The organism is Qipengyuania flava (assembly GCF_019448255.1).
Taxonomy (GTDB): domain Bacteria; phylum Pseudomonadota; class Alphaproteobacteria; order Sphingomonadales; family Sphingomonadaceae; genus Qipengyuania; species Qipengyuania flava_A.
The window spans coordinates 189,367-208,741 of the sequence record NZ_CP080410.1 but is presented as its reverse complement, the minus strand read 5'-3'; the positions used below and the strand labels follow the sequence as shown (position 1 = coordinate 208,741).

Below are 19,375 nucleotides of genomic sequence, written 5' to 3'. Positions count from 1 at the left end.
TCGGCTCCGGGGGAGGGGGGATTCGCTGTGTCGGGCGCGGTTAGCGGTTCGTCGCGCATTGGCCAAGGGCAGCGTTGACTTGGGCAGGCCCCGCGCCCATCCGTCAGGGCCGATGATGTCGCTTCCCGCCGCCCTCGCCCTGTCGCTGCGCCAGCTTGGCGATCCGGCAATCGTGCGAGTGCTGCTCAAGACAGCGCTGATAACCCTCGGTATTTTCCTGATTGCGGCCGTTGCGGGTGGCTATGCGCTCGACGCGGCCTTCGCGAATGCGGGGCTGTTTGCCGGGTTCGAATACACTTTCCTGCTAAGCTTGGTCATCACCATACTCGCTGGCTGGTTCCTGTTTCGCGTGGTCGCGCTGTTCGTGCTCCAGTTCTTCGCCGACGAGGTGGTCGGCGCGGTCGAGGCGCGGCATTACCCGCATACGCGCCATAGCCTGCGGAGCATTCCCTTCGAAGAGGAGGTCGGCCATGCGATGCGCTCCTTCGGGCGAACCGTGCTGGTCAATCTCCTCGCCCTCCCCGTGGCGGGGCTCCTGATCCTGAGCGGGATCGGCCCGTTCCTCGTCTTCTTTGCCGTCAACGCCTTCCTGATCGGGCGCGAGCTGCGCGACATGGTGTGGCTTCGTCACCGTTCCGCCGCGGACGAGATCGCGCCGATGGGCGGGCTCAACCGCTTCCTACTGGGCGCGGTTGTGGTCGGGCTGCTCGCCATACCTTTCGTCAACCTTCTCGCCCCGATAATAGGGGCCGCCTGCGCGACCCACCTGGTGCACCGCGCGCGTGAGAAAGAATTGCATGCGTAGTTTCGCCCCCATCCTCCTCCTCCCGCTGATCGCTGCCTGTGCCACCGCGCCTGCGCCGGTCCGCACCGCGCCGGTGCAAACGCGCCCGGCGGCAACGCCCCCGCCGCAGGAAGTTCGCGTAGCGCCGACGACCCAGAGCTTCCGCGCCCCGCGCGTCATGAACGTGCCGGGCCTCGAAACGGTGATCGGCAAGAACGAGACCGCGCTCGCCAACCTGTTCGGCCCGCCGCGCCTCAGCGTCACCGAAGGCGACGCAAAGAAGCTCCAGTTCGTCGGCACCGCCTGCGTGCTCGACGTCTACCTCTACCCGCTCCAGCCGCGCGGGGAACCGAGCGCGACCTATGTTGACGCGCGGCGGGCCAGCGACGGGCTCGACGTCGACCGAGCCGCCTGCGTGCGGGCCTTGCGGCGCTAACCCGGTCTTAAGCAAACCGCGCTAGTCTTCCCGGACCTGAATTTTACGAAGGTTCGAACCAGATGAGCGTGCATTTCGGCGAATTGGCCAAGAAGATCGGCGCAGACGGCGCGGTAACCGGCGAGGACGTGCTGGCGCTGCGGCGCGAAGCATGGCCCGACGGGCGCATCTCGCAGGCCGAGGCCGAAGCGATTTTCGCGCTCAACCACCAGCTTGAAACCAAGAGCACCGAATGGGTCGACTTCTTCGTCGAGGCCGTGGGCGAATACATCGTCAACCAGCGCGCACCGGCCGGCTATGTCGATGCCGAGAACGCCGCCTGGCTCATGGAGCAGATCGACGCGGATGGCGAACTGGGTTCGATGGCCGAGGTCGAGCTGCTGGTCCGCGTGTTCGAGCGCGCCAAGAACGTGCCGTGTGCGCTCAAGGATTACGCCATCTCGCAGATGGAACTCGCGGTGCTGGAAGGCACCGGCCCGACCCGCTGCGGCGGCTCGCTCGAAGCCGGCAACGTGAACGCGACCGAAGCCAAGCTGCTGCGCCGTGCGATCTTCGCTCCGGCGAGCGAACGCCCGGCCGCTGTCGGGCGCAAGGAAGCCGACATGCTCTTCCGCGTGAAGGATGCAACGCTGGACGCCGACAACGCTCCGGAATGGAAGCAGCTCTTCGTGCAGGGCGTGGCCAACTACCTTCAGGGCTACAGCGACGCGAACGCCCAGATCAGCCGCGAGCGCGCAGAAGAACTGCAGGCCTTCATGGCCGATACGCGCGTCAGCGTCGGCGGCTTCCTCGGCCGGATGGCCAAGGAATCGCCCAATGTGTTCGGCAAGGTCTTCGGGAAGAAGGAGGCGCAGCCTTCGCGCGACGAAAGCGTCGCCGAGGCGCATGCGGTGACACACTCGGAACGCGAATGGCTCGACGCCCGCATCGAGGCGAACGGCCAGGTCGACGAATACGAGCGCGCGCTGCTCGATTTCCTCGCGGAAGACTGATCAGTCGTATTCGAGGGGGGCTTCGGCCCCGCCTTCGAACGGCCGCGGCCCACCGGAAGGTGTGACGGGAGCGGGGATGCCCGCTTCTGGAGGCCCACGCAGGCCCCATCGCCGGGCGATCTCATCGACTGTGTGGCGCTCCGGTCCGTTGAGGGCCGCCTTGATGCGTTCGATCTCGGGGTCCTCTGCGGCCATCGCTAGACCATGAAGCTCTCGCCGCAGCCGCACGCGCCCTTGGCGTTGGGGTTTTCGAAGACGAAGCCTGCGGTGAAATCGTCCTCGACCCAATCCATCGTGCTTCCGATCAGGTAGAGCACGCTGGCCCCGTCGATGTAGAAGGTGCCGCCAGGGGTTTCGATCTTCTCGTCGAACTTGGCTTCCTCGGTCACGTAATCGACCGAATAGGCGAGGCCCGAGCAGCCCCGGCGCGGGGTGGAAAGCTTCACGCCGATTGCGTCGTCCGGCGCCTTGGCCATCAGATCGGCAACGCGCTGCTCGGCGGCCTTCGTGAGGATCACCGCAGCCTTGGGCACGGGGCGGGTGGTGGTCTCGCTCATCACAGCATCCCCAGTTCGAGGCGCGCCTCGTCGGTCATCTTGTCCGGGCCCCAGGGCGGGTCCCACACGAGGTTGACCTCGGCATCGCGCACGCCCGGCACGCTGGCGGCGCGCAACTCGACTTCGCCCGGCATGGTTTCGGCGACCGGGCAGTGCGGCGTGGTCAGCGTCATGGTGACGGTGACATCGCTCTCGTCATCCACCTCGACGCCGTAGATCAGGCCGAGATCGTAGATGTTCACCGGGATTTCCGGATCGTAGATTTCCTTGAGTGCCGCGACGACGGCTTCGTAAAGGTCGCCGCCTGGCGCGCCGGCGGGCACGTTCTCGGGCTTTTTCTGCAGGAAACCTTCGAGGTAATCGCGCTTACGCTCCATCGTCTCGCGCGGGCTTTCGTCCGGATCGATCGCGTCCTCGACCCGCGCGCGCGGCGGCTTTGCGGGCATGGCATCGGCCGGCGAGGGCGCCGCGATGAAATCGGTGTCGTTGTTCGTTTCTTCGCTCATCCGAAGATCCTCTGGGTCCGTTCGATGCCGCGCAGCAGCGCAGCCATGTCGCTTTCGTCGGAATACAGCCCGAAGCTTGCCCGGGCGGTTGCGGGGACGCCGAGATGGTCCATCAGCGGCTGCGCGCAATGGTGCCCGGCGCGGATCGCGACGTTCTCTTCATCCAATATGGTGCCAAGATCGTGGGGGTGAACCCCCTCCATGGCAAAGCTCACGATGCCCGCGCTTTCCTCCGGCCCGAACAGGGTGACCGAGTTCATCGCGCGCAGCTCATCGCGGAGCTGCTTTGCCAGCGCGCTTTCGTGCGCGAACAGCCGGTCGGGGCCGAGCGCGTCGGTGTAGTCGATCGCCGCATGCAGCGCGATCGCCTCAGTGATCATCGGGGTGCCCGCTTCAAAGCGCTGCGGCGGCGGGGCGTAGGTGGTCTTCTCGAAGGTCACGCGGTCGATCATCGCGCCGCCGCCCTGGTAGGGGGGCATGGCGTCAAGGATGTCCTCGCGCGCCCACAGCACGCCGATGCCCGTGGGGCCGTAGATCTTGTGGCCGGAGAAGGCGTAAAAATCGCAATTGAGCGCGGCCATGTCGAGCGCCATGCGCGGCGCGGCCTGGCAGCCGTCGAGCATGATCTTTGCGCCGACCGAATGCGCAAGATCGGCTGCAGTGCGCGCATCCAGCACGCTGCCGAGCACGTTGGAGACATGCGCTAGCGACACCAGCTTGGTGCGCGGGGTCAGCAGCGCTTCGAGGGCGCCTAAATCGATGCGGTGATCTTCGGTGAGCGGGCACACATCGATCTGCGCACCCGTGCGCTCGGCAACCATCTGCCAGGGGACGATATTCGAATGGTGCTCGAGCGTGGAGAGGACGATCCGGTCGCCTTCGCCGATATTGGCCATGCCCCAGCTGGAGGCGACGAGGTTGATCGCCTCGGTCGCACCGCGCACAAACACGACTTCGTTTTCGCTCTTCGCGCCCATGAAGTCGGCCACGCGGCGGCGCGCCGCTTCGTAGCCCAGCGTCATCTGCGCGCTACGGCCGTAAACCCCGCGGTGGACGGTCGCATAGTCCTTGCCCAGCGCGCGGGTCATGGCGTCGATCACCGCCTGCGGCTTCTGCGCCGAGGCCGCGGTGTCGAGATAGTGCCACGGCTTACCGTCGGCCGTCAGCAGGCCGGGAAAGTCGCTCTTGCGGGTAAGGGTGGCCGCCTCGCTCACAGCGCCTTGTCCACCTTGTCGAGTGCGGCTGCCATGAGGCTTTCGCGCAGGTCCTCATCCTCGAGCGATACCAACGCATCACCAAGGAACGCCTGCACCAGCAGGCGGCGGGCGAGATCGGGCGAAAGCCCGCGCGCGGCCATGTAGAAACGGGCGGTCTCGTCGAGCTGGCCAACGCTGGCGCCGTGGGCGCATTTCACGTCGTCGGCGAAAATTTCCAGCTGGGGTACGGCGTTCACGCTCGCACCTTTCTCAAGCAGCAGGCCCTTGAAGTCCTGCGCCGCGTCCGTCTTCTGCGCATGGCGCACGACGTCGATATTGCCGAGGAAATTGCCCGTGCCGTGGCCCCAGTGGACTGCGCGCACCGTCTGGTTGCTCGTGCCGTCCGGTTCTGCGTGGATCGTACGGGTGACGATTTCGCGCACCGTCTCGCGCCCGCCCACGGTGATGCCGCCAAGCTCGAAATGCGCCCCCTTGCCGAGTGTCACCTCGATTTCCAGCCGCGCGAATTCGGCCGAGGACAGCACCGCGAAGATCTCGCAGCGCGCGCCCTCGCCGACACTCACGCGCCAGCGGTGCAGTTCGGTCGGCTTCGTCTCTGCGCCATCGGCAATCACCAGCGTATCGCGGAAGCTCTCGCCCGCCGCCACGTCGATCACGCGCCAGTCGTCGAGGTTCTCGCCCTGGAGACGCTCGACGCGCGAATAGCGCCAGGCCTCCTCCTTGCGCGTGGGAAGTTCCGCTGCCTCAGGCATCAGCCATCACCGCGTCGTAGCCTTCGTTCTCAAGCCGCAGCGCGAGCTCGGGGCCGCCGGTCTGGACGATACGGCCCTTGGACAGGATCGAGACCTTGTCCGGCTTCACCACGTCGAGCAGGCGCTGGTAGTGCGTGATCAGCAGCACGCCCTTGGCCGGATCGCGCATGATCGAATTGATGCCCTCGCCAACCACGCGCAGCGCGTCGATGTCGAGGCCGCTATCGGTCTCGTCGAGCACGGCGAAGCTCGGGTCGAGGATGCCCATCTGGACCATCTCGGCGCGCTTCTTCTCGCCGCCGGAGAAGCCGACATTGACGTGGCGCTTGAGCATTTCGGGGTCGAGCTTGAGCAGGCCTGCCTTGTCCTTCGCAAGCTTGAGGAACTCGCCGCCGGTCAGCGGTTCTTCGCCGCGCGCCTTGCGCTGCGAATTCAATGCTTCGCGCAGGAATTGCAGGTTCGAGACGCCGGGAATCTCGACCGGGTACTGGAAGCCGAGGAACAGGCCCGCCGCCGCGCGTTCGTGGGGTTCGAGATCGAGCAGGTCCTGCCCGTTGAACTCGACCGAGCCAGCGGTGACTTCGTAGCCCGGACGACCGCCCAGCACATAGGCGAGCGTCGACTTGCCCGCGCCATTGGGGCCCATGATCGCGTGGACCTCGCCCGCCGGAACGGTCAGCGAAAGGCCGTTGAGGATCGTCTTGCCGTCGATTTCGGCGTGGAGATTGTCGATTTTCAGCATCTTATGTCCTGTCGTCGCGACGCTGGGGCCGGGGGCGGCGGGGCGTCGATCCGTATTTCGATTGGTGGGCGCGGCGCGCGGTTTCCTTGTCGCGGTAGCGCGCGTTCATGGCGGCGAAGATCGGCTGCATCGCCGCTTCGACATCGTCGAGGATGGTCGCGGCGGGAATGCGGAAGACCTCGATACCGACGCTCGCAAGGCTCTTGTCGCGGCGCTTGGCGAGGGTGTCGTTCTGGCCTTCCTCGTCGATCGCGATGGCAAGGCCGAGCGGATGCGAGACGAAGTCGAGGATCGCCGAGCCGACCACCGTGTGGCGGGTGAACTTGTACCTGCCGAAATCTTCCTTGGCGAAACGCGCCGCGAGCGCTTTGTGCGCCGGGCTCGCATGCCGCCGCAGATAGCGCGCACGCTCATGGATCTTGTCGAGCCGCTTCTCCGAAATCTCCCACCCGCGGCCCTTCTTCTTGAGCGCGGGGGTGTCGTCTGCAGTCTCGCTGGGATCGCGGAGCTGGAGGGTCTTGCGTTCGGTCACCCCACACTCCCTTCGAGCGAGATCGCCAGCAGCTTCTGCGCCTCAACCGCAAACTCCATCGGCAGCTCTTTGAGCACGTCCTTGGCGAAGCCGTTGACGATCAGCGCCATCGCCTCCTCGTCGTCGAGGCCGCGTTGCATGGCGTAGAAGAGCTGGTCGTCGCTGATCTTGCTGGTGGTCGCCTCGTGCTCGATCTGGGCGCCGGGGTTCTTCACCTCGATATAGGGCACGGTGTGTGCGCCGCACTGGTCGCCGATCAATAGCGAATCGCATTCGGTGCGGTTGCGCACGCCGTCGGCATTGGCTGCCACGCGCACCAGCCCGCGATAGGTGTTGTTGCTCTTGCCCGCCGAAATGCCCTTGGAGATGATCGTCGAGCGGCTGCCGCGGCCGTTGTGGATCATCTTGGTGCCGGTATCGGCCTGCTGGTAATTGTTGGTCACCGCGACCGAGTAGAATTCGCCCACGCTGTCTTCGCCGTTGAGCACGCAGCTCGGGTATTTCCACGTCACCGCGCTGCCGGTTTCGACCTGCGTCCAGCTGATCTTGGACCGCGCGCCCTGGCAGAGGCCGCGCTTGGTGACGAAATTGTAGATCCCGCCAACGCCTTCCGCATTGCCCGGGTACCAGTTCTGGACGGTCGAATACTTGATCTCGGCATCCTCGAGCGCGACCAGTTCGACCACCGCGGCGTGGAGCTGGTTTTCATCGCGCATCGGCGCGGTGCAGCCTTCGAGGTAGCTGACGTAGCTGCCCTTCTCGGCAACGATCAGCGTGCGTTCGAACTGGCCGGTGTTCTCCGCATTGATGCGGAAGTAAGTCGACAGTTCCATCGGGCAGCGCACCCCTTCGGGAACATAGACGAAGGTGCCGTCCGAAAAGACCGCGCTGTTCAATGTGGCGAAGAAGTTGTCGTGCTGCGGGACGACCTTGCCGAGCCACTTCTTCACGAGGTCAGGGTATTCCTTCACCGCCTCGCTGATGGAAAGGAAGATGACGCCCGCCTTCTTCAGCTCCTCGCGGAAGGTGGTGGCAACCGAGACGCTGTCGAACACGGCATCGACCGCGACCTTGCGTGCGCCTTCGACCCCGGCGAGCACTTCCTGCTCCGCCACGGGAATGCCGAGCTTGTCGTAGACCGCCTTGATCTCCGGATCGAGCTCGTCGAGCGACTTGAGCTTCTCCTTCTTCTTGGGCGCGGCGTAGTAATAGGCGTCCTGGTAATCGATCTCGGGATAGCCGAGCTTGGCCCAGTCGGGCTCTTCCATGTCCTGCCACAGGCGGAAGGCCTTGAGGCGCCAGTCGAGCATCCATTCCGGCTCGCCCTTCTTTGCCGAGATGAAGCGCACCGTGTCTTCGGTAAGGCCCTTCTCCGCAAATTCGGTTTCGATGTCCGCCGACCAGCCGTGCTCGTACTCGGCCGCTTTTTCGGCGGCTTCCTTGGCTTCGCGGTCTTGGATGTCCAGTTCTTCGCTCATGCTATCTCGTGTTCCCGCGTTTCGCGCCCGGCAAGCTGGGTCAGCGGAATCGCCGCCAGCGCGCCGCGCAGCGCGTCGTTCACCACCGGCCAGTGCGGTTTGACCGAGCAGTCGTGCTCAACCGAGCAATCGGTTCCTTCGACACAGGCCGTCAGCGCAATCGGCCCTTCCACCGCCTCGACGATGTCGGCGACCGAAATCGCCGCCGCCGGGCGCGCCAGCTGCAGCCCGCCGCCCGCCCCGCGTGTCGAGCGCACGAGGCCGGCCGCCGAAAGCTTGCTTACAAGCTTCTGGACCGTGGGGACCGGCAGGCCGGTTTCCGCCGCCAGTTCCGCCGCGCTGGTGCGCGCACCACCGCAATGGCGCGCGGCGGCGCACATGGTGACAACGGCGTAGTCGGCAAGGTTTGAAAGGCGCATAGTTAAATCGGACCAATTTGTTCCGATTGGTCAGCTAGTCGCCCGGATGCGCGATTTCAACGGGAAATGGCTTGTTGCGAGTCGTTAGCAAAGCGCCGCTCAGTCGAGCGGATCGCGTCCCAGTTGCTCGGCTTCGCCCGAACCGAACAGGTCGACCGAGCCGTAACCTTCAGGGCCCAGCATGTCGTGCACCGGCGAGCCCGGTTCGGGCTGCAGGCGCTTGGGCGTGCGGCCGGTGAAGAAGCGGATTTCCTTGATGAGATGCGCCTGGTCGTAGAACGCCTCGCGGATTTCGGCTTCCAGTTCCTCGGGAAGCTGCGGCAGCGACAGCAGCGTCGCGGCGCGCACGGCGCGGTAACGGCGGACCAGCCGGACCGGCGACTGGCCGAAGAATTGCGCGACCAGCCGCTGCGACTGGCGCTTGGAATAGGGCAGGCGATCGTAGAGGTCTTCGAGGTCCGGCTTGAACGAGCTCGACAGCCAGTCAAGCGTCCGGTCGATCACCGTCAGATGCTGCTCGGGCAGGCGCGAGAGATTGCCGCGAACAATGCCGCTCATGGCGTCGAGCACGCCCTTGTCGTCGAGCTCTCCCGAACGCCAGCGCTCGGCGAGGCCATCGAACAGGCGCACGCCGCCATCGTCGAGGATTCGCTCGGAGGCGATCAGGCAATCGTGATTGTCCTGGACCGGGAGGCCGGTTAGCGCCGCCCATCCGCGGAAGTTGAGCGAGACGCCGAACATGGTCGCAGGGCCATTGATGGAAAAACCGCGCGCCTGGACAAGCGGCGCCACGAAGAACGCATCGCGCGTTTCGGATACTTCGTGTTCGAAATGCAGAAGGCCATTGCCTTCAACGAAGGCCACCATCTGCCCCGAATAAGCGGGCAGGACGTCCTTGATCTCGTCCGCCGGCGAGCGCCAGATATAGAGCGAGTTCAGGTAGGGCTCGAGATCGCTCGGCGCCGCAATGAATTCGAAAGTGTGTGACGGTTCGTCACCCTGCAGACCCGACAATCCCTGTTTTCCGTTTCTTTTTGTGCCCAACAGATTGTATAAATACGCCATTTCGGCAAGCTTCGCAATTCCGTAACGAATAAAACTTCGTGTGGGTTCTTGCGGAAAGAAAAAAAGGGGGCGACCCGTAGGATCACCCCCTTTGAAGTCGAGAACTCGTTGCAAAACTGCTCCGAGCCCTTCGGGTCGCAAGGGTTAAGTACGCCGAGTCTGTTCGAATTGATTGTATGCAAGCGACAGCGGGTGATTTTGTTGCGCGGATTGAGCGCGACGCTTGAGGTATGCACCTTGCGAACGCCCACAGTCTCGACACGCACGGCATGACTCGGCATGGCGCCCGCCATGCTCTTCGATTTCGCCCGCCCCGCCCTCTTTGCCCTCGATCCCGAGCGCGCTCATCGCCTGACCGTGAAGGCGCTGGCCGTCTCGCCGCGCATCACGCCTCCGCGCGCCGGAGCGCTCGCGGTCCAGGTCGCGGGCCTCACCTTCCCCAACCCGCTGGGCATGGCCGCCGGGTTCGACAAGGACGCGGAAGTGCCGGACCAGCTGCTCGGCCTGGGCTTCGGTTACACCGAAGTCGGCTCGATCACGCCGCGCCCGCAGGAAGGCAATCCCAAGCCGCGGCTGTTCCGACTGGTGGAGGACCACGGGGTCATCAACCGGATGGGGTTCAACAACGGCGGCGCCCAGGTCGCAAAGGCGCGACTCGAAAAGCGCGCGGGGCGCGGCGGGATTGTCGGCATCAACATCGGCGCGAACAAGGATAGCGAGGACCGCATCGCCGACTACGTCACGATGACGCGGATCATGGCGCCGCTCGCCTCCTACCTCGCCGTCAATATTTCGAGCCCGAACACGCCGGGCCTGCGTGCGCTGCAAGACGAAAGCGCGCTGACCGCACTGCTCGACGCGGTGATCGAGGCGCGCGGCGACGAGGGGCCGCCGGTCTTCCTCAAGGTCGCCCCCGACCTCGAGCCGGCCGATATCGACGCGATTGCCCGCATTGCGATCGATCGCAAGCTGGGCGCGCTGATCGTCTCCAACACGACTATCTCGCGGCCCGACTTGCGCTCGTCCAACGCGGGCGAGACAGGCGGCCTCTCCGGCGCCCCCTTGCGCGACCTTGCCCAGCAGCGCCTGCGCGACTTCCGCAAGGCAACGGGCGGCGCGATGCCGCTGGTGGGTGTCGGCGGCATCGCAAGCGCAGAGGATGCCTGGGCGCGCATCCGGGCCGGCGCCAGCCTGGTCCAGCTCTACAGCGCCATGGTCTATGAAGGTCCCGGCCTGCCGCGCCGGATCACCCGTGGGCTCAAGCGCCTTATGGCCCGCGACGGCTTCTCTTCGATTGCCGAGGCGGTCGGAACCGAATAGGCCTGCGGCCCATGAAGAGGTTCCTCCCCGTCTCGCTTGCAGCGCTCGCCCTTTCGGCTTGCGCCTCCTCCACCTACTCAAACGCCCCGGTCGCAGACGCGCCCCCGGCCCCGAGCGCTCCCGCCTTTGCCGGCGCCGTAAGCGCAGCCGATCCGCGCGCGCAGGAAGCAGGCGAGGCGATGCTGGCCAAGGGCGGCAGCGCGACCGACGCGGCCATCGCCGTCATGCTGGCTCTAACCGTGGTCGAGCCGCAGAGCTCGGGCATTGGCGGCGGCGGTTTCCTCGTGCGCGGGACGGCCGACGGGTCGGTCGGCACCTTCGACGGACGCGAAACGGCGCCCGCCGGGGCGACGCCCGAATGGTTCCTGAACGCTGATGGCGAGCTTCCCCCGTACATGGACTCGGTCCGCAGCGGCCTGTCGGTCGGGGTGCCCGGCAACATCGCGCTGGCCGCCAAGGCCCACGCCGCTCACGGCCGGCTGCCCTGGGCCACGTTGTTCGAACCCGCAATTGCGCTGGCGCGTGAAGGTTTCGAGGTAAACCCGCGCCTCAACGGCATGCTGGATCGGGCAAAGAACCGTGCCGCCTATTCCGAGGAAGCGCGCGCGCTCTATTTCGACGCGCAGGGCGAGCCGCTACCGGTCGGCGCAACGATCCGGGTCGAGCGACTGGCGCAGACATTCGAGGCCATCGCCAAGGCCGGCCCCGAGGCGTTCTACAAGGGCGAGATTGCCAGCGAGATCGCCGCAACCGTCGCGGCCGATACGCCAAAGCCCGGTGCAATGACCCTGGCCGATATCACCGGCTACGAAGCCAAAACGCGCGATGCGCTCTGCGGCGACTATCGCGGCTACACCGTGTGCACCATGGGACCGCCGACGTCGGGCGGCGTGGCGGTTCTCCAGATCCTGGGGCAGCTGGAACGCTTCGACCTTGCCGCGCTCGGCCCGCGCAATCCGGTCACCTGGCACCTGTTCATCGAATCGCAGCGCCTCGCCTACGCCGATCGCGAACTGTATCTCGCCGACAGCGACTTCGTGAGCGTGCCGGTCGCAGGGCTGACCGATCCCGCCTACCTCGCCGCGCGCAGCGCGCTGATCGCGCAGGACAGCCGTATGGCCGAAGTCGCGGCCGGAACGCCTGCGGGCGCCTCCGCCGCGCTCGCCGACGGGGACGAGCCGGAAGAGAAAGGCACGTCGCATTTCGCCGTCGTGGACGCTGCGGGCACGATGGTGAGCTACACCTCCACCATCGAAGGAGCCTTCGGGTCGGGGCTGATGGCTGGCGGGTTCTTCCTCAACAACGAGCTCACCGACTTCAGCCGCAGCCCGGAGGTGGACGGGCGCCTGGTGGCAAACCGGGTGGAAGGCGGGAAGCGTCCCCGCTCGTCCATGTCGCCGACGGTCGTCTGGGACCCGCAGGGCAAGCCTTTCCTTGCCGTTGGGGCGGCCGGCGGCGGGACCATCCCTGTGCAGACCGCGCGCAGCATCATCGGCGCGATCGATTTCGGCTTGTCGGCCGAGGATATCCTCGGCCTGCCTTTCATCATGGCGTTCGGTGACCGGCTGCTGCTCGAAAAGGACACCTGGCTTGAAGAGCAAGCCTCCGCTTTCGAAGCGCTCGGCCACCCCGAATTGCTGGTGCGGCTGGCACCGGTGAAGGGCGGCGCGGTCCTGCGCACGACATATGGATGGGAAAGCGCCCGCGATCCGCGTCTCGAGGGCCAGATCGAAACGCCGTGATGGCGCGCGGCATCCGCTTGCCGTTGCGCAGGCGGGAGCCTAAGCCATGACCAAGAGTTGGATCGCATAAGAACAAAACGCTGAGGAGCCTGCCGTGCTGTCGGACATCGATTCCGCCAACAATCTCGTCGAACTGTTTCTGAAGCGCGCGGACGAGAAGGGCGACCAGCCCTTCCTCGGTGCCAAGCGCGGCGGAGAATGGCAAACGATAAGCTGGGCCGAAGCGGCCGACCAAGTCTGCCTGCTCGCCGAGAACTTGCGCGCCCTGGGCCTCAAGGATGGCGACCGCGTGTGCCTCGTGTCGGAGAACCGGCCCGAATGGTGCATTTCGGATCTCGCGATCATGGCCGCCGGCTGCATCACCGTGCCGGCCTACATCACCAATACCGAGCGGGACCACGTCCATATCCTCGACAATTCGGGGTCCAAGGCGGTGATCGTCTCGAACGAGAAGCTTCTCAAGCCGCTGCACGGCGCGCTGCAGGCTTCGGGCGTGGCCGAACACGTCATCGGGATCGACGATCTCCACCGCCAGCAATCGGGCAGCTTTGCCTACCACAACTGGGACAAGGTGATGGCGGGCGACGCCGCCGCCGCAAGGGCTGCGGTCGAGGCGCGGATTGCGAATATCGGCCGGGGCGATACCGCCTGCATTATCTACACCAGCGGGACCGGCGGCGCGCCGCGCGGCGTGCTGCAGCACCATGGCGCGATCCTGTGCAACGCGGCCGGCGCGGCTGAAATCCTGATCAATGATTTCGGCATCGACGACGACGAACGCTTTCTCTCCTTCCTGCCATTGAGCCACGCCTATGAGCACACCGGCGGCCAGTTCCTGCCGATCGGCGTCGGCGCGCAGATCTACTATTCCGAAGGGCTGGAAAAGCTTGCCAGCAATATCGAGGAAACGCGCCCGACCATCATGGTCGTGGTCCCGCGCTTGTTCGAGGTCCTGCGCACCCGCATCATGAAGCAGGTCCAGAAGCAGGGCGGCCTTGCCGAAAAGCTGATGAACACCGCGCTCGAAGTCGGCGAACGGCGCGCGGCCGGCGCGCCCAAGTTTGGCGACGGGATGAAGGACTTTGCCGTCGGGCGCCTGCTCAAGCCGAAGATCCGCCAGAAGTTCGGCGGCCGCATCAAGGCGATGGTCTCGGGCGGCGCGCCGCTCAACCCCGATGTCGGCATCTTCTTCGAATCGATGGGCCTCACCATGCTGCAGGGATACGGCCAGACCGAAGCCGGCCCCGTCATCAGCTGCAACCGCCCGGCCGCCGGCATTGCCATGCATTCGGTCGGCCCGGCCATGCGCGGGGTGGACATCAAGATCGCCGAGGACGGGGAGATCCTCGTGAAGGGCGAGCTGGTCATGCACGGCTATTGGCAGAACGAGGCCGAGACCGAGCGCACAATCAAGAATGGCTGGCTGCACACGGGCGATATCGGCCATCTCGACGAAAAGCAGCGGATCGTCATCACGGACCGCAAGAAGGACATGATCGTCAACGACAAGGGCGACAACATCGCCCCGCAGAAGGTCGAAGGCATGCTGACCCTGCAGCCGGAGATCGGCCAGGCGATGGTGGCGGGCGACAAGAAGCCCTACATCGTCGGCCTGATCGTGCCCGATGCCGAATGGATGCTCGAATGGTGCCGCGCACAGGGCAAGCAGTTCGACTGCAAGGACGTCCAGGAGCTGCCCGAATTCCGCAACGCGGTGCGCGCGGCAGTCGACCGGGTGAACAAGGACCTCTCGGTTGTCGAGAAGGTCCGCCAGTTCGCTTTCTCGGATGAGCCCTTCACGATCGAGAACGAGGAAATGACTCCCTCGATGAAAATCCGCCGCCACAAGATCAAGGAACGCTACGCGGACCGGTTGAACGCGCTGTATCGGGGTTAGAGATGCGCACAATCTTGATTGGCGCGCCGGCGGTACTGCTGGCGGCCTTGCCTCTGTCGGCTGCTGATGGCGAGAACGTACTTCCTTCGGCTCTCGAAGCAGGCTGGGAAGGCGAAAAAGTGTGCGAACTTCGTCACCAGACGGAAACGCATCGCGTGCTGCGCTGCACCTTCCCGCCGGGCGTGGGCCACGAGAAGCACTTTCATCCAGCGCACTATGGCTTTGCCCTAAGCGGCGGGACGATGCGGATCACTGACAGCCGCGGGACGCGCACGGCAGAGCTTGCCACCGGCGCCGACTATTCGAGCCAAGGCACCGATTGGCACGAGGTGGTCAACGTCGGCGAAACGACGGTCACTTACCTAATCATTGAAGAGCTTTAGGCAGCAGCTTCCTCGATAAATTCGGGGTAGAAGCTCGGTTCGCGGTCGCTCCAGCCAGGTGCGGTGGCGGCGGCTTCGCTCAGCGATTGCAGCAGCATCTTGCGGCGGTCCGGGCGGATCTGCGGCAGCGCGGCGGCGGCGCAGAAGGCGCTGGGCAACCAGGGGCGCACATCGGCGCAGATCAGGCGTTCGTAAAGAAAACGGAAAGCGGAGAAGCTTTCGATGCGCTCCTGCGCGAGGTCGAAGGCAGCAACGCGGGTCAGCTTGCCCACGAAGCCCTCGATTGCATCAAAGCCCGACTGGTCGGGGATCGACTGACGCAGGGCCTTCAGCTCCTGATAGGCGACGTACTGGCTGCGGATCGCCGCGTTCTCGCCAGCGCTTCGCCCCCAGATGCGGAAGGCGTCGCAGCGACCAAGGCCGATATCGAGGCTCCGGCGAATGTAGCGCTGCTCGGCGGCGGTGAAGCCGGCGAACTCGCGCATTTCGGCGATGGTCAGCGATGCAGTTCCCGTGATGGCCATGTCGGCACCCTCCTGTTGCAAGGCAGAGTGTCACCGAAGATGGTTAACAACGGGTAAGCGGGGGCTACAATTCCACCACATCGCCCCACTCGGGGTGGCGTTGGGCCTGCGCCTTGAAGAAGGGGCAGAGCGGGATGATCTTTACGCCGTTGGCGCGAGCATCCTCGACCGCGCGGAGCGACAGGGCCTGTCCGATCCCCTGCCCGCGCAGCGAATCCGGCACACCGGTGTGGTCGACGATAATGCGCGTGGCGCTGACCTTGGAGAAAGTCAGCTCTGCTTCCTCGCCGCCTGCTGCCGGGCGATAGACGTAGCGCCCCTTGGTGTCCCCGTCCTCGCGGGTGATGTCGATATCGGCCAAGGGTCGCTCTCCTTTGTTGCGGTCAGATAAGTCCTGCCAGCGGGCTGGATGGATCGGCGTATTTGCGCGTCGCCATGCGTCCGGCGAGATAGGCGTCGCGGCCCGCCTCCACCGCCAGCTTCATCGCGCGGGCCATGCGGATCGGGTCCTTCGCTTCTGCGATGGCCGTGTTCATCAGCACGCCGTCGCAGCCGAGCTCCATCGCAACGGCCGCGTCGCTGGCCGTGCCGACACCGGCGTCGACCAGCACGGGTACGCTGGCGCCTTCCTTGATCAGGCGAATAGTCACGCGGTTCTGGATGCCGAGGCCGGAACCGATCGGTGCGCCCAGCGGCATCACCGCCACGGCGCCTGCGTCTTCAAGCTGCTTGGCCGCAATCGGATCGTCGACGCAATAGACCATCGGAAGGAAGCCTTCCTTGGCCAGAGTCTCGGTGGCGGTCAGCGTCTCGCGCATGTCAGGGTAAAGCGTCTTCGCCTCGCCCAGCACCTCGAGCTTCACGAGATCCCAGCCGCCCGCTTCCCGCGCCAGGCGCAGGGTCCGAATGGCATCGTCGGCGGTGAAGCAGCCGGCGGTGTTGGGGAGGTAGGTGACCTTCTTGGGGTCGATATAGTCGGTCAGCATCGGCGCCTTGGGATCGCTGACATTCACCCGGCGCACGGCAACGGTCACGATTTCCGCGCCGCTGGCTTCGAGCGCGGCGGCGTTCTGTTCGAAATCCTTGTACTTGCCTGTCCCGACGATGAGGCGGCTGCGGAAGGTGCGGCCTGCCACACTCCAGCTGTCGTCCCCGGCGCCGTCATCCTGGCCACCGCCAACGAAATGCACGATCTCCAGCGTATCGCCTTCGGCAATCGCATGGCTGGCGAGTTCGCTGCGCGGCGCGATAGTGCCGTTGTGCTCGACCGCGACCTTGGCGGGGTCGAGTTCGAGCTCGGTCACGAGCTGGGCGATGGTTGTAGCAGCGGTGCGGCGGGTCTCGCCGTTGACGGTAAGGGCAATCATGCCGCCCGACTTAGTCGCCGCAGCGCTCCTTGCAAGCGGGGGAATGCACATGGCGCAGGTTGAGCACGTGGCCGAGCGTGACCAGCGCCACCCCGATGATGGTCAGCACCGCTTCCTTGGTCCCATGCGGGACAGCCAGCGCACCGCCCATGAAGGTGAGGCCGGTCATCGCGACGACGAAAGGCGCCGCCACGCGATGACGCAGCGCGCCCCAGCCGATGGCCACGGCTGCAATCAGCGTCGCAATGACGAGGCCGACGCGGTGAAATTCCGGAGCGAGCAGGAATTCCCCGCCAATGCCGAAGCCCGAGACGAGCAGGATCGAGAGGACACAATGCAGCGCACACGCACCGGAAAGCACGATCCCGGCACGGTCCAGCCTCCGACGAATCGGCGAGGTGACACGTTGCATCATGTCAGGCCAACTATGTTATGTTGTATCCTGTTTCAAGGGTGGTGCGGAATTCTCCTGCCCATTTCGTCGGTTGCGGGGACCGGATCGGCGCTTGCCCGATTTGCACTTGCGCTGCGGGCCTGTGGTAACCAGAGACGTCGCCATGTCCCAGAACACCGTCGCTACGCGCCCGATCGCGCTATCCAACTGGCTCTACTTCGTTGCCGTGATGGTCATCATCATGGTCGCTGTGGGGGGCATCACCCGCCTGACGGAAAGCGGGCTGTCCATTACCCAATGGAAGCCTGTGACCGGTGCCATTCCCCCGCTTTCGGAAGAGGCGTGGCTGGCCGAGTTCGAACTCTACAAGGCGACAGGCGAATACCAGAACGTGTCGGGTCCGGCCGGCATGGATTTGGCGGCGTTCAAATTCATCTTCTTCTGGGAATGGTTCCACCGGCTCTGGGGCCGACTGATCGGCCTCGCCTTTGCCCTCCCCCTCGCGTGGTTCTGGATCCGCGGCGCGATCCCCAATGGCTACAAGTGGCGCCTCGTCGCGCTGCTTGCGCTGGGTGGGCTCCAGGGCGTGTTCGGCTGGTTCATGGTCCGCAGCGGGCTGTCGAGCACGATGACCGATGTCAGCCACTTCTGGCTCTCGATCCACCTTCTGACCGCGTTCTTCACCCTGGGCGGCCTCATCTGGACCGCGCTTGACCTAAGGCGGCTCGCCGATGGCCATGAGATGCCGGCGCGGTGGACAGCCACGGCCAGCTGGGCCGGCGCGATATTGTTCCTCCAGCTTCTGCTGGGCGCCTGGGTAGCTGGGCTCAACGCCGGCCTCGCGTCCGACACCTGGCCGCTGATGCAAGGCCGCTTCATTCCCGAGTACGATACTTCGCGCGGGTTCTTCTGGGCACTCACCCACGATCCGTTCCTGCTCCACTTCCTCCACCGCTGGTGGGCCTGGGTCGCCGTGGCGGCGCTGATCGTGATGGCGCGCAGGGTGAAGCCGCTCCAGCGCCAGGCTTCGATCGCCATCCACTCCAGCTTCGGCACGCAGATTATTCTCGGCATCGCAACCGTGTGGACGGGCGTCGCACTGTGGGTCGCCGTCGCGCACCAGCTGGTCGGCGCACTGCTCGTGGCCAGCTTCGCCTGGGGCGCGCATGTTCTCGGGCGTCGCTAGGTGACCGCACTTATCTATTGCCCCTTCCCCGACGCGGCGAGTGCCGAAGAGATCGGCCGGGTTCTGATCGAGGAAGGCCTCGCGGCCTGCATCAATATCGGCGGCGAGATCCGTTCGGTCTTCGCCTGGGGTGGGTCAGTCAGCGAAGGCAGCGAGACCCCGGCGCTCATCAAAACCTCGGAATCGAAGCTAAATCAGGCAGTAAGCCGTCTCGAGGCCTTGCACCCCTATGATGCCCCCGCAATAATGGGCTGGCGCTGCGACGCTGCGGGATCGGCGACGCGCGACTGGCTGGGAGCCCTGTAGCGCTCCTGCACGGATGGGAGCACGAGATGGCGGCGAGCGACCGGCGCACGGCCCTGCGGTGGATGGCATTGGTCGCTGCCCTGCCCTCATGTCTTGCGCCTTCACAGGCAAGCGCGGCGCATGGGCGAGTGACGTTCCCCGATGGGCGCTTCCGCTTGCGCCGCGAATTGGAGCGCGGGCTTGCCGGCGGGGCCTCGCTCACAGTGGTGCGCGACTGGGGGTTTCACTTCAAGAAGACCGCTGGCGGCAGCCGGGCAGAGGGAAGCCAGGTCGATTGCCAGGTTACAGCCCCGGCTGTGCTGGCCCCGCTTGCGGATATCGAGCGGGCGCGCGTCGCTCCCGGGCCTTTCCCGGCTCTGCTCGATGCGCAGGGCCGGATAAGAGAGAGCGCGCATGACACAGGCACAGGCACGGTCGAAGCGGTGCGTATTGCGCTTGCGATGCTGGAGAAGGCGGGTACCGAGCCCTCTCGGCTGAGTGATGCCCGGGCGTATCTCGGCTCGCTGACGCAGGCGGCAGGCGCTGTTATCAGCGCAACCCCGCCCGATCTGTTCTACCCGACTCCCGGCGAAGCGTCGGAAAGCCGCGAAATTGCGCTGCCGGATGAACAGAACGGGTCGCTCACGGTCGATTTAAGGGCTTCGGCGCGCACCGATGGCCTGCTTGATCGGCTAGAGCGGCGGATTACGGCGACGGTCGCCGGCGATACGCGGGTTTCGCGCGAAACTTGGAGTATCCTGACGGCTTGAATTGGTGTGGGGTTTTATTTTACCCCA

At 65.4% G+C, this 19,375-nt stretch carries 23 protein-coding genes; 10 read left to right on the top strand and 13 right to left on the bottom strand.

Annotated elements, in window-relative coordinates; genetic code table 11:
• Positions 1-112 precede the first annotated feature (112 nt).
• The 3 genes from KUV82_RS01130 (at position 113) to KUV82_RS01120 (ending at position 2,212) form a co-directional block, all read left to right on the top strand.
• On the top strand, positions 113-805 hold the full coding sequence (locus KUV82_RS01130) for an EI24 domain-containing protein (protein ID WP_219955079.1): 693 nt from the start codon (positions 113-115) through the stop codon (positions 803-805).
• Positions 798-1,220 (top strand): hypothetical protein, encoded by a 423-nt coding sequence (locus KUV82_RS01125; RefSeq protein WP_219955078.1) that lies wholly within the window; start codon positions 798-800, stop codon positions 1,218-1,220. The genes KUV82_RS01130 and KUV82_RS01125 overlap by 8 nt, the downstream gene beginning before the upstream one ends.
• A 62-nt stretch (positions 1,221-1,282) precedes the next feature.
• Complete coding sequence (locus KUV82_RS01120; protein ID WP_219955077.1) at positions 1,283-2,212, top strand: hypothetical protein; 930 nt, start codon at positions 1,283-1,285, stop codon at positions 2,210-2,212.
• 197 nt (positions 2,213-2,409) lie between these two features.
• Here KUV82_RS01120 and KUV82_RS01115 read toward each other — a convergent pair whose 3' ends face one another.
• The 9 genes from KUV82_RS01115 to KUV82_RS01075 form a co-directional block, all read right to left on the bottom strand.
• Positions 2,410-2,769, bottom strand: coding sequence for a HesB/IscA family protein (locus KUV82_RS01115; RefSeq protein WP_219955076.1), 360 nt, complete (start codon positions 2,767-2,769; stop codon positions 2,410-2,412).
• On the bottom strand, positions 2,769-3,275 hold the full coding sequence (locus KUV82_RS01110) for an SUF system Fe-S cluster assembly protein (protein ID WP_219955075.1): 507 nt from the start codon (positions 3,273-3,275) through the stop codon (positions 2,769-2,771). The genes KUV82_RS01115 and KUV82_RS01110 overlap by 1 nt, the downstream gene beginning before the upstream one ends.
• A complete protein-coding gene (locus KUV82_RS01105; protein ID WP_219955074.1) occupies positions 3,272-4,489 on the bottom strand; it encodes an aminotransferase class V-fold PLP-dependent enzyme in 1,218 nt (405 codons plus the stop codon). Before KUV82_RS01105 ends, KUV82_RS01110 begins: the two co-directional genes overlap by 4 nt.
• Positions 4,486-5,244 (bottom strand): SufD family Fe-S cluster assembly protein, encoded by a 759-nt coding sequence (locus KUV82_RS01100; protein ID WP_219955073.1) that lies wholly within the window; start codon positions 5,242-5,244, stop codon positions 4,486-4,488. The genes KUV82_RS01105 and KUV82_RS01100 overlap by 4 nt, the downstream gene beginning before the upstream one ends.
• Entirely contained in the window at positions 5,237-5,986 is a 750-nt protein-coding gene (gene sufC, locus KUV82_RS01095; protein ID WP_219955072.1) for a Fe-S cluster assembly ATPase SufC, read from the bottom strand. Before sufC ends, KUV82_RS01100 begins: the two co-directional genes overlap by 8 nt.
• A gap of 1 nt (position 5,987) precedes the next feature.
• Complete coding sequence (locus KUV82_RS01090; protein WP_219955071.1) at positions 5,988-6,518, bottom strand: DUF559 domain-containing protein; 531 nt, start codon at positions 6,516-6,518, stop codon at positions 5,988-5,990.
• Complete coding sequence (sufB, locus tag KUV82_RS01085) at positions 6,515-7,996, bottom strand: Fe-S cluster assembly protein SufB (protein ID WP_219955070.1); 1,482 nt, start codon at positions 7,994-7,996, stop codon at positions 6,515-6,517. Before sufB ends, KUV82_RS01090 begins: the two co-directional genes overlap by 4 nt.
• Positions 7,993-8,415: an SUF system Fe-S cluster assembly regulator gene (locus tag KUV82_RS01080; RefSeq protein WP_219955069.1), complete on the bottom strand. Its 423-nt coding sequence runs from the start codon at positions 8,413-8,415 to the stop codon at positions 7,993-7,995. The genes sufB and KUV82_RS01080 overlap by 4 nt, the downstream gene beginning before the upstream one ends.
• A gap of 99 nt (positions 8,416-8,514) precedes the next feature.
• A complete protein-coding gene (locus tag KUV82_RS01075; RefSeq protein WP_219955068.1) occupies positions 8,515-9,429 on the bottom strand; it encodes a helix-turn-helix transcriptional regulator in 915 nt (304 codons plus the stop codon).
• Positions 9,430-9,771: 342 nt separating this feature from the next.
• Here KUV82_RS01075 and KUV82_RS01070 point away from each other — a divergent pair, with 342 nt between their 5' ends.
• The 4 genes from KUV82_RS01070 to KUV82_RS01055 all read left to right on the top strand — a co-directional run bounded on the left by KUV82_RS01070 (position 9,772) and on the right by KUV82_RS01055 (position 14,822).
• A complete protein-coding gene (locus KUV82_RS01070; protein WP_375541246.1) occupies positions 9,772-10,800 on the top strand; it encodes a quinone-dependent dihydroorotate dehydrogenase in 1,029 nt (342 codons plus the stop codon).
• Between the two features lie 11 nt (positions 10,801-10,811).
• Positions 10,812-12,542: a gamma-glutamyltransferase gene (gene ggt / locus KUV82_RS01065; RefSeq protein WP_219955066.1), complete on the top strand. Its 1,731-nt coding sequence runs from the start codon at positions 10,812-10,814 to the stop codon at positions 12,540-12,542.
• A 94-nt stretch (positions 12,543-12,636) separates the two neighbouring features.
• Entirely contained in the window at positions 12,637-14,439 is a 1,803-nt protein-coding gene (locus tag KUV82_RS01060; RefSeq protein ID WP_219955065.1) for an AMP-dependent synthetase/ligase, read from the top strand.
• Between the two features lie 2 nt (positions 14,440-14,441).
• Positions 14,442-14,822 (top strand): cupin domain-containing protein, encoded by a 381-nt coding sequence (locus KUV82_RS01055; RefSeq protein ID WP_258319791.1) that lies wholly within the window; start codon positions 14,442-14,444, stop codon positions 14,820-14,822.
• Here the strand turns inward: KUV82_RS01055 and KUV82_RS01050 are convergent.
• The 4 genes from KUV82_RS01050 to KUV82_RS01035 form a co-directional block, all read right to left on the bottom strand.
• The gene (locus KUV82_RS01050; protein ID WP_219955064.1) at positions 14,819-15,346 is read right to left on the bottom strand and encodes a hypothetical protein; all 528 of its coding nucleotides are present in this window, start codon (positions 15,344-15,346) and stop codon (positions 14,819-14,821) included. The genes KUV82_RS01055 and KUV82_RS01050 overlap by 4 nt on opposite strands.
• 64 nt (positions 15,347-15,410) lie before the next feature.
• A complete protein-coding gene (locus KUV82_RS01045; RefSeq protein WP_219955063.1) occupies positions 15,411-15,707 on the bottom strand; it encodes a GNAT family N-acetyltransferase in 297 nt (98 codons plus the stop codon).
• A 22-nt stretch (positions 15,708-15,729) separates the two neighbouring features.
• Positions 15,730-16,713, bottom strand: a complete 984-nt coding sequence (gene thiS / locus KUV82_RS01040) for a sulfur carrier protein ThiS (RefSeq protein WP_219955062.1) — start codon at positions 16,711-16,713, stop codon at positions 15,730-15,732.
• Between the two features lie 10 nt (positions 16,714-16,723).
• A complete protein-coding gene (locus KUV82_RS01035) occupies positions 16,724-17,128 on the bottom strand; it encodes a MerC domain-containing protein (RefSeq protein WP_219955061.1) in 405 nt (134 codons plus the stop codon).
• Between the two features lie 142 nt (positions 17,129-17,270).
• Here KUV82_RS01035 and KUV82_RS01030 point away from each other — a divergent pair, with 142 nt between their 5' ends.
• The 3 genes from KUV82_RS01030 to KUV82_RS01020 all read left to right on the top strand — a co-directional run bounded on the left by KUV82_RS01030 (position 17,271) and on the right by KUV82_RS01020 (position 19,348).
• Positions 17,271-18,293, top strand: a complete 1,023-nt coding sequence (locus tag KUV82_RS01030; RefSeq protein WP_219955060.1) for a COX15/CtaA family protein — start codon at positions 17,271-17,273, stop codon at positions 18,291-18,293.
• Positions 18,294-18,599 carry a divalent-cation tolerance protein CutA gene (gene cutA / locus KUV82_RS01025; RefSeq protein WP_219955059.1) on the top strand — a complete coding sequence of 102 codons (306 nt, stop codon included), beginning with the start codon at positions 18,294-18,296 and terminating at the stop codon, positions 18,597-18,599.
• Positions 18,600-18,727: 128 nt separating this feature from the next.
• Complete coding sequence (locus KUV82_RS01020; RefSeq protein ID WP_219955058.1) at positions 18,728-19,348, top strand: hypothetical protein; 621 nt, start codon at positions 18,728-18,730, stop codon at positions 19,346-19,348.
• Positions 19,349-19,375: the final 27 nt, after the last annotated feature.